This window comes from Sphingomonas sp. (genome assembly GCF_026460985.1).
GTDB lineage: Bacteria > Pseudomonadota > Alphaproteobacteria > Sphingomonadales > Sphingomonadaceae > Sphingomonas.
Genome location: NZ_JAPKNM010000013.1, coordinates 1 through 11,025, shown reverse-complemented (window position 1 = coordinate 11,025; position 11,025 = coordinate 1). Strand labels below are relative to the sequence as shown.

The window sequence follows — 11,025 nt, the reverse complement described above, 5'->3', positions numbered from 1 at the left end:
GATTTCTGCGGAAGCGCGCGGGGCCGGCGGGCATTGCCGGGGGCCGGATTTAACCGTTCCTTCAAGGGTCGTGGCTTAGATCCGGGCGCATGTCGGCAGGGTTTGAGCCTTCGGTGCCCCGCGGGGAGGTCGCGCCACGTGCGCTCGCGCCTCATGTGGAAGCCAATGGAATCGCTGCGAAAGCGAACGCGCAGTGCGTGCCCCAGGCGTGTGCGCGCGGCGACGCCGATATGTCCGCGACGCTGGCTGGCCAGGCGTCCTTGATCGGGATGACCGCCGAAAAACCCTTCCGCGGCACGGTGGGGCTTTGGCGGATTCTGTCCCAATGTGAGATTGTGAACTTCGCGACTCTGCGCCGCCATCTGGGCCGGCCGCGCGCGGATGCGCTGGTTTTGGACGTCGCGGCGCGAATCTCCAGCGTGCTTCCCGACGTCCGGATCCTCACCGCCGGCCGCGCGCTGATCGAAGTCGCGTTCGAGCGCGAAGCCCCCGAAGCCGGGGCCGCCGACGTGGATCGGCTGCGCAAGGCGCTGGCGCTGCCTTTCGATCTCGACGGCGAATCCTATCAGCTTCAGATGCAGTTCGGCGTCGCCGCGGCGCCGTGCGAGGAGTGCGACGACGTCCGGCTGACCGAGGCGGCCGAATCGGCGCTCGATCAGGCGCGCGGCGAGAAGCGCGTGGTCATGCTCGATCTCTCGCGCGCCGATCTCGCCTTCGATCGCCTGACGCTGATGCGCGAGCTTCCGCGCGCGATCGCCGAGGGCGAGATGTTCCTGCAATATCAGCCCAAGGTCCATGTCCGGCGGCAGGAGATCGCGAGCGCCGAGGCGCTCGTCCGCTGGCAGCATCCGCAACGCGGCCTGATCCTGCCGGGCGACTTCATCTCGGTCGCCGAGGAAGCGGGCGAGATCGGCGCGCTCACCATGTGGACCTTGCGCCAGGTGATCGCCGACCAGAAGAGGCTCGCCGCCGAGGGGCACGACATCACCTTGTTCCTCAACATCTCGGGCATGCTGCTCGCCGATGCCGAGTTCGTGAAGGAAGCCTGTGCGATCGTCGCGGTCAGCGGCGCCAAGCTCGGCTTCGAGATCACCGAGACCGCGGTGATCCGCGATCCGGACAGCGCGATCCAGCATCTGCAGCAGTTCGCCGATATCGGCGTCCAGCTCGCGATCGACGATTATGGCGCGGGGCTCTCCTCGCTCGCCTATCTCAAGCGGCTGCCCGCCAGCGAGCTCAAGATCGACAAGATGTTCGTGATGCAGCTGACCTCCAGCAATCGCGATCCGCTGATCGTCCGTTCGACGATCGATCTCGCCCATGCGCTCGAGATGGAAGTCACCGCCGAGGGGGTCGAGACGCCGTCCGCGCTCGCTTTGCTCAGCGTGATGGGCTGCGACATGGTGCAGGGCTTCCTGCTCTCGCGCCCGCTCGGCTTCGAGGCCTTCCGCAAATATCTTGCCGAGGAGGCGCATCTCGCCAGCGCGGGCAACGTGCAGTCATTCATCCGGCCCGAAAGCTTCTGGAAGCGCGCCTGATGCGCGGACTGCTCCGCATCGGGCTGGCGCTGGCGCTCGCGCAACTCTGCGTCCTCCCCGCATCCGCCGCCGAACAGCCCTTCCCCAAGGCGCTCGAGGCGCAGGTCCAGGCGGCCAAGGACAGCATGATGGCCGATCAGGCGCAGGCGCTGCGTCATGTCGTGCTGATCGACGCGATGGCCCGCCGGATTCCCGATCGGCGCCAGCGCATCCTCGCGCTCGCCACTGCGCGCTGGCTGGGCGCCGAGGCGCATCTGCGCAGCAACGGCGCCGATCGCGCCGCGCCCATGCTCGACGAGGCGCTCCGGCTGATCGGCAACATCGGCGGCCCCACCAAGCTGCGCGGCGACCTGCTGATGGCGCAGGGCGTGCTGCTCATGCAGCGCAACGCCCCGGTGGAGGCGCTGGCCAATTACCAGAACGCCTTCCGCGTCTTCGGGGCGGTCAAGGAGCCCCGCAGCCAGGCGATCGCGCTCCAGAATATCGGCGCGCTCTACAGCACCGCGACCGACAACAACCGCGCCGAGCAATATTATCGCCAGGCGGCGGAGCTCTATGACGGCGATCCTTTGCTGTCGCTGTCGCTCCGCAATCGCCGCGGCAACATCCTCGCCACCTTGGGCCGCCTGGCCGAGGCCGAGAAGGAATATGAGGCGGCGCTCGCCATCGCCCGCCAGCTCGACATGCCGGTCCTTGAGGCGCGGGTGCTGGTCAATCTCGCGCGCAACCAGGTCGATCTCAAGCAGTTCGACGCGGCCGACCGCACGCTCGCGCGCGGCTTCAAGCTGGCGCGGGACGCCGACGCCGATCTGCTGCGCCGCCACCTTCTCGCCACCGCCGCCAGGCTCGCCGCCAGCCGGGGCGACAGGGCGAGGGCGGTGCGCCTGATCGGCGCGTGCTTCGCCGGCGTGGACCTGGCCACGACCACGGGCGACTTCCGCATCTCGCACGGCTTCGCCTACGAGATCCTGCGCGATGCCGGCGCGACGCGACCGGCGCTTGCGCATCTCGAGGCGATGAAGCGGCTCGACGACGAGGCGACCAAGGTCGCGACGTCCACCGGTGCGGCGCTGATGGCCGCGCGCTTCAACTTCGCCGAGCAGCAGACGCGCATCCAGACGCTCAAGGCGGACGAAGCCCGCCGCACCGCCGCGTTCCAGCGCACCTTGTTCCTCAGCATCGGCGGCGCCACGCTCGTCATCATCGCGCTGCTGAGCTTCGGCCTCGTCACGATCCGCCGCAGCCGCAACCAGGTCCGCGCCACCAACGTCGTCCTCGGCGAGACCAATGTCGCGCTCGAGAAGGCGCTGAAGGCCAAGACCGAGTTCCTCGCGACCACCAGCCACGAGATCCGCACCCCGCTCAACGGCATCCTCGGCATGACCCAGGTCATGCTCGCCGACCCGAAGCTCGATGCCGGGACGCGCGACCGCATCGGGATCGTCCACGGCGCCGGCGTGACGATGCGCAGCCTCGTCGACGACATCCTCGACGTCGCCAAGATGGAGACCGGCAACCTCACCGTCGACGCCGCGCCGATGGACCTCCCCGCGACGCTGCGCGAAGTGACGCGGCTCTGGGAGGAGCAGGCGCGCGGCAAGGGCCTGGGCTTCCGCCTCGAGCTCGGCGACGCGCCCGGCTGGATCGTCAGCGACGCCGGCCGCCTGCGCCAGATCGTGTTCAACCTCCTTTCCAACGCGATCAAGTTCACCGAACGGGGCAGCGTCACGCTGCGCGCGGTGGCCGAGGGCGAAGGCGAGGCGCGCCGCCTCCGCCTCGTCGTGACCGACAGCGGCATCGGCATCCCGGCCGAGAAGTTCGAGGAGATCTTCGAATCCTTCCGCCAGGTCGATGCCGGCACGACGCGCCAGTTCGGCGGCACCGGCCTGGGCCTCACCATCTGCCGTAACCTGGCCCGCGCGCTCGGCGGCGACATCGCCGTGGAGAGCGCGGAAGGGCAGGGCGCCACCTTCACCGTGGACCTGCCGCTGGTGGCCGCCGAGGCCCCCGCCGACGCAAGCGCGGGCGGCGTCCGCGCCGGCGCGGAAATGCTGATCCTCGATCGCAATCCGATCGCGCGCAGCATGCTGCGCACCTTATTGGAGCCGAAGCTGGCCTCGCTGCGTTTCGCCGCGAGCGCCGGGGAGGCGCTGGCGATGATGGAGGAGAAGTCGGTCACGCACCTGCTCGTGGACGAAGCGACGCTCAAGGCCGGCGAAGGCGAGCTGGAGAGCCTGGAGAAACTCGCCGCGGCCGCTTCTCCCGGCGCCTGTTCGGTCCTCTGGATGAAGCCCGACGCGGAGACGCGCGCGCAACTCCTTGCGAAGGGTGCCGGACAAATCATTGAAAAGCCGGTTTCGGGTGCCGCGCTGATTGCTGCGGTCATTCCGGACGCGGAAGAAAATTTGAAGCCCGCCGGCGGCGACCCGCTTGTGTCCCAGGCGGCTTAGCGCGATACCACAGTTTATATGATAAAAACGGTCGCTAAATCTCCCTCCGGCGCGCGTGGCGGCACGCCATGAACATCCTCTTCATCGAGGACGATCCGATGAACCGCCGGGTCGTGAAGGACATGCTCGACGTCGCCGGGGCGACCATGGCCGAGGCGAGCTGGGCCGAGGAGGGCCTGGCCAAGATCGATGCCGAGAGCTTCGATGTCGTGCTGGTCGATCTGCGCATGCCCGGCACCGACGGCTTCGAGACGATCCGCCGCATCCGCGCGCGCGATGACGAGAAGGGCAAATTGCCGATCATCGTCGTGACCGCCGACACCGCGGTCGACCTGCGCGAGCGCTGCCTCGGCCTGGGTGCCGACGACGTACTGTTCAAGCCGGTGGCGATGGACGCTTTGTTCGATTCGATCGGCCGCGTGCTCGCCAGCCGCGGCGGGGGCCTGCTGGCCTAAGTCGAGGACCGTATCGACATTCAAATCCTCCCCCGCCAGGGGGAGGTGGCGCCGAAGGCGTCGGAGGGGGAGGGCGGCGACCCACTATCGGCGTGCTTCCTCCCCCTCCGTCAGCCTGCGGCTGACACCTCCCCCTGGCGGGGGAGGATTGGGAAGGCTCAGTGTCGATCCGCCCTAATCCTCCAGGATCCGCGAATGCTTCGCGGTGTCGCGCATCCGCAGATAGGTGATCAGCGAGATCCCGATCATCGCGGTGACGTACCAGTAGAAGCCGCGCTCCCAGCCCGCTTCCTTGAACCACAAGGCGACATAGGGCGCCGTGCCGCCGAAGATCGCGTTCGCCAGCGCGTAGGGCAGGGCGACGCCCAGCGTGCGGATATGTGCGGGGAACAGCTCGGCCTTCACCACCGCGTTGATCGAGGTGTAGCCGGTGACGATCACCAGCGCGCCGGTCATCAGCGCGAAGGCTTGCCACGCGGTCCGGACATCCTCGAGCGCAGTGAAGATCGGCCAGGTGAGCAGCACGCCCAGCACCCCGAAACTCACCATCAGCGGCTTGCGCCCGATCCGGTCCGACAGCGCGCCCGCGAGCGGCTGGATCGCCATGAACACGAACAGGGCGGCCGCATTGACCTGCGTCGCCGCGGCGTCCGAGAAGCCGGCGGTCTTCTTGAGGAAGGCGATCGGGTAGATCGTATAGGCGTAGAAAGCGAGCGTCCCGCCCGCGGTGAGCAGCATCACCACCGCCGCCTCGCGCGGATGCTCGAGGAACAGCGCCCCGAAGCTCGATTTGCGCGCCGCGTCGCGCTTCGCGAAGCTCTCGGTCTCGGCCAGCCGGCGTCGCAGCCAGAACACGACCACCGCGAGCACGCCGCCGATCAGGAACGGGATGCGCCAGCCCCATTGCTTGAGCGCGGCCTCGGGCATCGCGGCCTGCAGCACGAGCAGCACGACCAGCGCCGTGAGCTGGCCCGAGATCAAAGTGACGTATTGGAAGCTCGAGAAGAAGCCGCGATGCCGCTTGCCCGCCATCTCCGAGAGATAGGTCGCGCTCGCGCCATATTCGCCGCCGAGCGACAGCCCCTGGATCAGCCGCGCGACCACCAGCGAGACGGTCGCCAGCGGGCCGATCGCGGCATAGCCCGGGGTGAGCGCGATCATCAGCGAACCAATGCACATCAGCGTCACCGACAATGTCAGCCCGGCCTTGCGCCCGTGCCGGTCGCCATAGACCCCCATCAGCCAGCCGCCGATCGGCCGCATGAAGAAGCCCACCGCGAACACCGCCCAGGCGTTCAGGTCCTTGGAGGCGTCGTCGGGGAAGAAATGCGGCGCGAGATAGCTGGCGAGCACCGCATAGGCGTACCAGTCATACCATTCGACGAGATTGCCCGCCGAACCGCCGAGGATCGATTTCAGACGATGGGCGGGCGCGGGTGCGGAGGCATGCATCGCGGCGCACTATAACGGCGCGCCGCCTGCCGGGAAGTGGCACAGAGGGAGAGGCCATCTCGGCAGGCGGGCGCCCGGCCGGCGCGGGATGCCGGCCGCCCCACGGTGGAGCTCGTTGATAGGATAGGGCGGCATTCAGCCTCCCTTATCCTCCCCCTGGCGGGGGAGGATGAAAATCAGCCAGACTTGGCTACGCGCGTCAAACCAAGGCTGAATGTCGACCCATCCCTAATTCTACCGCGCCAGCCCGATCACCGCCGTCGCGGTGTATCCGGCCGAGACGCTGCCGCTCATCGTCGGGGTCTGCTGCGCGATCTGGGCGCTCGAATTGTCACCGAACACATTGTCGCTCGCGATCGACACGCCCGCCAGGTTACGCACGCTGGTGTCGTAGCCGGTGGCGTTGTTGTAGACCTCGGTGCACGTCGCGGCCGGCATGGCGAGCTGCGAGACCAAAGCCGCATAGCGCCCGCTCGTCGCCGTGGTCAGGCTCGAGAACACTTCGAAGTGCATGTGCGGCCAACGCCCGGCATAGCAGCCCGGGAAGATGGTGGTGAAGGTGATCTGGCCGTTGGCGTCGGTCACGCCCACGCCGCGCAGATAGCTCTCGTTCGGCAGGTCGTAGAGCGAATATTTGCCGTCGCGGTCGCAGTGCCAGAGGTAGACGGCATAGCCGGCGAGCGGTGCGCAGCTCGAATTGACGTTCACCACCGTGAGCGTCAGCGTCAGCTGGACGCCCGCGGCCACCGCGGTCGAGCTGCCGATGAAGCTCGGGCGAAGGTCGCTGCGCACGACATTGGCGGCGGTCAGCGCGTTGGAGGTGAGGCCGCTCGACGTGTTGGTGCCGTCGGCGGGGTAGGGGCCGTTGGTCTCGGTCGGGTCGACGACGCAGCCCGCCGTCGGGGTGGGCGTCGCGGTCGGGCTCGGCGTGGGCGTGGCGCTCGCGCTCGGCGTCGGCGTGGGAGTAGCCGTGACGACGGTGCCGCTCGTCGAGCCGCCCCCATCGCACGCGGTCAGCAGCGCGCCCGCGCCCGCACCGGCGAACCAGCGCAGCGCCCGGCGGCGGCTGGCGAGCGCATTGATCGCCTGCAGGTCATGGGCGAGGCCGAGGTCGTGTTCTTCGATATGGTCTTGCATATTTCACTCCCGCTTGTTGGACTGCGGAAGTGCCGGGCCAACCGCACGGCGGAATTTCGCAGGTTCGCGGATTGTTGCAGCGCGTTGCAGCAAAGAGCCGTTACCCCGGCGAAAGCCGGGGGCTGGGGTCGTGTCGACATTCAAGATCCTCCCCCGCCAGGGGGAGGTGGCGCCGAAGGCGTCGGAGGGGGAGGTAGGCAGCGCACTCTCCAACGGAGCACGGTGGTTCCGCCCTCTCCGTCACGCTACGCGTGCCACCTCCCCCTGGCGGGGGAGGATAAAGTCCCCGCCCGCCTGAATGGCGCCGTCACTCCGCCGGCAGCCGCACCCGCACGCGCCCGCCGCCGCCGGCGCGGTTCTCCAGCAGCACCTCGCCGCCATGCGCCTCGGCGATCGAGCGGACGATCGCGAGGCCCAGGCCGGTGCCGCCTGTCGCGCGGTTGCGCGAGGTCTCGCCGCGGACGAAGGGGGCGAACAGCGCGTCGGCGCGTCCCGCCGGGAAACCCGGGCCCTCGTCCTCCACCAGCACTTCGGCCCAGCCGGGCGCGTAGGACCAGCACAGCCGCGCCCGGTCGCCATAGCGCACCGCATTCTCGACCAGGTTGGTGAGCAGTCGCCGCAGCGCCGCGGGGTCTCCCTCGACGATCACGCGCGGTCCGAGATCGACCTCGACCGGCACCCCCGCCACTGCCAGGTCCTCGCCCAGGCTCTCGATCAGGCTGCCCAGGTCGAGCCGCGCGTGCGGCACCCGGTTGCGGTCGTCGCGCGTGAAGCGCAGCACCGCGCCGAGCATCGCGCGCATCTCCTCGATATCGGCGGCGGCGCGGTCGCGCGCGGCCTCGGGAAGCTGCTCGACCCAGAAGGCGATGCGCGAGAGCGGAGTGCCCAGGTCGTGCGCGATGGCGGCGAGCATCGTCGTGCGCCCCTCCGCCTGCTGCAGGATGCGGTCCTGCATCGCTTCCACTGCCTCGGCGAGTTCGCGCAGCTCCTTCGGGCCGCCGCGCGGAATTTCGGGGCGGGCGCCCAGCCGCGCCCGCGTCGCGGCCCCGGCCAGCTGCCGGATCGGCCGCGAGATCCGCCCCGCCACGAACCAGGCGAGCAGCGACAGCAATACCAGCGTCGCCAGCGCGCCGGCGATGCGGGTCAGGTGCCAGCTGGTGAAGGTCGGCCGTGGCTTGGTGGAGACAATGATCCAGCCGTCGCCGTCCTCGAGTCCGATGGTGAAGCTTCCATGGATGTCGCTGACGGGATCGCGCGGGTAGGATTCGTACAATCCGTGTACGCGCGATGCCGGCACCGGGATCAGCGCCGCGATCGCAGCATCGCGCTCGGGTGCGGGCTGCTCCATGCTGCGGCCGAACCGATCCTCGCGGGTGCGCGTCACCACGATGTCGCGCGCATTGGCCGGTACCTGGCCGGTGCGCAGCGCCTCGGCGACGCGTGCGATCGGCATCGGCCGTCCCCCGGGCGGCGGGCCGTTGAACATGATCGCGAACTGCATCGTCGTGGCGATCAGCGCCGCGGCGATCACCAGCAGAACGATGGGCACGACGATCGAGCGTGCCCGCTTCATTTCACCCGCCTCACTTCCCGGTCACTTCGGCGACGAACATATAGCCTTCGTTGCGGATCGTGCGGATCAGTTCCTCGCGGCCGGGCCGGGCGAGCTTCTTCCTGAGCCGGCTCATCTGCACGTCGATCGCCCGGTCGAAATGCTCGGACATCGGTCCGCGCGAAAGGTCGAGCAGCATGTCGCGGGTCAGCACGCGCCGCGGGCGTTCGACCAGAGCGAGCAGCAGCCGGAACTCGCCGTCGGACAGGTTGATGATGACGTTCTCGGGGTCGTAGAGCTGGCGCGCCACCGGATCGAGCCGCCAGCCGGCGAAGCGCAGGAAGCTGCGCTCGGGCGCCTTGGCCGCGGTCCGCTCGCCGCCGCTCCCGCTGCGGCGCAGCACCGAGCGGATCCGCGCGAGCAGCTCGCGCGGGTTGGCGGGCTTGGCGACATAGTCGTCGGCGCCCATCTCGAGCCCGACGATCCGGTCGACATCCTCGCCGATCACCGAATGGAGGATCACCGCGGGCCCGGTCTCGCGGTCCATCGACCGGAGGATCGTCAGCCCGTCCTCGCCCGGCATCATCAGGTCGAGCACGACCAAGGCATAATCGTGCGTCGCCATCGCCTCGCGCATCTCGGTGCCGCCCGCGGCGGTGTCGACGATATAGCCGTGCTGCGCCAGGAAGCCTGCGGTGAGCTCGCGGATTCCGGGGTCGTCGTCGACTATGAGAAGGCGGGTCTCGAGGTCCAAGGCGAGGGCTGGCTGCATCCGTGTGGAATGGCAGGCGAACCTATCGGGGACGTTGCACGGCTGCAACGCAGTGTAATGTGGCCGCGCTGTTGCCGTATGGCCACACTGGTCTTCGGCATCCGGACCCGGATTCTCGTCCGGACGTCGCCTCGGACCTTGAAAAATCGAATTTGCGCTGATAGGTGGCCGCAACGACGCCGCAGCCTGTGCTCCGGCGAACCCTATTCTATTGTATCGAGATCGGAGCTGTACGGCCTTATGCAAATCATCGTTCGCGACAATAATGTCGACCAGGCGCTGCGGGCGCTCAAGAAGAAGCTGCAGCGTGAGGGCGTCTATCGCGAGATGAAGCTCCGCCGCCACTACGAGAAGCCCAGCGAGAAGCGCGCACGCGAGCGCGCCGCCGCGGTCCGCCGCGCGCGCAAGCTCGAGCGCAAGCGCGTCGAGCGCGACAGCGCACGGTAAGAATCCTGCGCTTCGGCGCAGTTTTCTTTCACGATTCGCGCGAAAAGTGCGAAGTTAAGCGGCGGAACGCCGATTTGGGGATGACTCGATGTCCGTGACCGCCGTTCCGCTCCAGCCCGTCAAGCGGGCCTATAAGGTCTGGCTGTGGATCGGCGTGCTGCTCGCGGTTGCGCTGGCCTTTGGCCTCGCCTGGCTGGGCACGCGCGAGCAGGTCGCCGCCAAGGGCACCGACGCGCAGTATCTCGCCTGGAACAAGGGGCGTCCCGGCGTGCAGGTCACGGCGTCGGGGCTCCAGTACCAGGTGCTCGAAGCGGGCGAGGGCCCCACGGCCGGCGAGGGCGACTATGTCATCGCCAATTACGAGGGCCGCTTCCGCGACGGTACCGTCTTCGATCCGGGTGGTGGCCGCCCGGTGCCGTTCCCGATCCAGCAGGGCAGCGCGATTCCCGGCTTCCTCGAAGGCCTCAAGCTGATGCAGAAGGGCGGCAAGTACCGCCTGTGGATCCCGGCCAACCTCGCTTACGGCGCGCCGGGCGTCCAGAGCCCCGATCCCGAGCGCGTTCCGCCCGACGCGATGCTCGTCTTCACCGTCAGCCCCGAGCGCATCATCCCGGCCGCGGTCGTCCAGCAGATGATGATGCAGCAGATGATGCAGCAGCAACAGCAGGGCGGCGCTCCTGGTGGTCAGCCGGGTGCCGGTGGCCCGCCGCCGCAGGGTGTTCCTGGGCAGTAAGCGCGTCGCCCTTCGGCGCGTCGCTATCGGGTCATCGACGATTTGATGCGGACGGCGGCTGCGGCTTAGGGTCACGACTCAATCAGCACCAGAAGGAGACGGTGGCGACGAGAGCGATGGCGGCGAGGAAGTTGTCGGCGCGTCGGTCGTAACGAGTGGCGATGCGTCGCCAGTCCTTGAAGCGGCAGAACATGCGTTCGACGAGGTTTCGTCGCTTGTAGGCGGTGCGGTCGAAGGGGATGGGTCGGGTACGGCGTGCACTGGAGGGGATGACGGCCTCGACGTTGCGCTGTTTGAGAAGGAGACGGATGGCATCGGTGTCGTAAGCCTTGTCGCCGAGCAGGCGGGATGGTGCCGGCACGGTGTCGAGAAGCGCGGGCGCGACGATGTTGTCGGCGGTGTTGCCGGGCGTCAGGATGAAGGCGACGGGTCGGCCGAAAGCGTCAGCCAGCGCGTGGATCTTGGTCGTCCGCCCGCCACGCGAACGAC

At 68.5% G+C, this 11,025-nt stretch carries 10 protein-coding genes; 5 read left to right on the top strand and 5 right to left on the bottom strand.

Translation table 11 applies throughout. The features are described from left to right. Nucleotides 1-419: 419 nt before the first annotated feature. The 3 genes from MT490_RS02860 to MT490_RS02850 all read left to right on the top strand — a co-directional run bounded on the left by MT490_RS02860 (nt 420) and on the right by MT490_RS02850 (nt 4,443). The gene (locus MT490_RS02860) at nt 420-1,538 is read left to right on the top strand and encodes a GGDEF domain-containing phosphodiesterase (RefSeq protein ID WP_297384089.1); all 1,119 of its coding nucleotides are present in this window, start codon (nt 420-422) and stop codon (nt 1,536-1,538) included. Beyond that, nucleotides 1,538-3,988 carry an ATP-binding protein gene (locus tag MT490_RS02855; protein WP_297384088.1) on the top strand — a complete coding sequence of 817 codons (2,451 nt, stop codon included), beginning with the start codon at nt 1,538-1,540 and terminating at the stop codon, nt 3,986-3,988. Before MT490_RS02860 ends, MT490_RS02855 begins: the two co-directional genes overlap by 1 nt. Nucleotides 3,989-4,056: 68 nt before the next feature. Beyond that, on the top strand, nt 4,057-4,443 hold the full coding sequence (locus tag MT490_RS02850; protein ID WP_297384086.1) for a response regulator: 387 nt from the start codon (nt 4,057-4,059) through the stop codon (nt 4,441-4,443). Nucleotides 4,444-4,617: 174 nt separating this feature from the next. Here MT490_RS02850 and MT490_RS02845 read toward each other — a convergent pair whose 3' ends face one another. From MT490_RS02845 to MT490_RS02830, 4 genes are all read right to left on the bottom strand, one after another. Beyond that, nucleotides 4,618-5,895, bottom strand: coding sequence for an MFS transporter (locus MT490_RS02845; protein WP_297384084.1), 1,278 nt, complete (start codon nt 5,893-5,895; stop codon nt 4,618-4,620). 234 nt (nt 5,896-6,129) lie between these two features. Next, entirely contained in the window at nt 6,130-7,032 is a 903-nt protein-coding gene (locus MT490_RS02840) for an intradiol ring-cleavage dioxygenase (RefSeq protein ID WP_297384082.1), read from the bottom strand. Nucleotides 7,033-7,339: 307 nt separating this feature from the next. Further along, nucleotides 7,340-8,605, bottom strand: coding sequence for a HAMP domain-containing sensor histidine kinase (locus tag MT490_RS02835; RefSeq protein WP_297384080.1), 1,266 nt, complete (start codon nt 8,603-8,605; stop codon nt 7,340-7,342). A gap of 10 nt (nt 8,606-8,615) precedes the next feature. Continuing rightward, nucleotides 8,616-9,356 carry a response regulator transcription factor gene (locus MT490_RS02830; protein ID WP_297384078.1) on the bottom strand — a complete coding sequence of 247 codons (741 nt, stop codon included), beginning with the start codon at nt 9,354-9,356 and terminating at the stop codon, nt 8,616-8,618. A gap of 240 nt (nt 9,357-9,596) precedes the next feature. Here MT490_RS02830 and rpsU point away from each other — a divergent pair, with 240 nt between their 5' ends. Together rpsU and MT490_RS02820 are read left to right on the top strand one after the other, a co-directional pair. Next, complete coding sequence (rpsU, locus tag MT490_RS02825) at nt 9,597-9,803, top strand: 30S ribosomal protein S21 (protein ID WP_019368605.1); 207 nt, start codon at nt 9,597-9,599, stop codon at nt 9,801-9,803. Between the two features lie 88 nt (nt 9,804-9,891). Continuing rightward, nucleotides 9,892-10,536, top strand: coding sequence for an FKBP-type peptidyl-prolyl cis-trans isomerase (locus MT490_RS02820; protein ID WP_297384076.1), 645 nt, complete (start codon nt 9,892-9,894; stop codon nt 10,534-10,536). Between the two features lie 82 nt (nt 10,537-10,618). Here the strand turns inward: MT490_RS02820 and MT490_RS02815 are convergent. Beyond that, a partial coding sequence (locus MT490_RS02815; RefSeq protein WP_297384075.1) for an IS5 family transposase occupies nt 10,619-11,025 on the bottom strand: 407 nt, incomplete at its 5' end.

What these genes read in the sequence shown, in the direction of transcription:
- MT490_RS02840 (WP_297384082.1), bottom strand. Translation starts at nt 7,032, where the DNA reads ATGCAAGACCATATCGAAGAACACGACCTCGGCCTCGCCCATGACCTG.
- MT490_RS02820 (WP_297384076.1), top strand. Translation starts at nt 9,892, where the DNA reads ATGTCCGTGACCGCCGTTCCGCTCCAGCCCGTCAAGCGGGCCTATAAG.
- MT490_RS02845 (WP_297384084.1), bottom strand. Translation starts at nt 5,895, where the DNA reads ATGCATGCCTCCGCACCCGCGCCCGCCCATCGTCTGAAATCGATCCTC.
- MT490_RS02830 (WP_297384078.1), bottom strand. Translation starts at nt 9,356, where the DNA reads ATGCAGCCAGCCCTCGCCTTGGACCTCGAGACCCGCCTTCTCATAGTC.
- MT490_RS02850 (WP_297384086.1), top strand. Translation starts at nt 4,057, where the DNA reads ATGAACATCCTCTTCATCGAGGACGATCCGATGAACCGCCGGGTCGTG.
- MT490_RS02835 (WP_297384080.1), bottom strand. Translation starts at nt 8,605, where the DNA reads ATGAAGCGGGCACGCTCGATCGTCGTGCCCATCGTTCTGCTGGTGATC.
- MT490_RS02855 (WP_297384088.1), top strand. Translation starts at nt 1,538, where the DNA reads ATGCGCGGACTGCTCCGCATCGGGCTGGCGCTGGCGCTCGCGCAACTC.
- rpsU (WP_019368605.1), top strand. Translation starts at nt 9,597, where the DNA reads ATGCAAATCATCGTTCGCGACAATAATGTCGACCAGGCGCTGCGGGCG.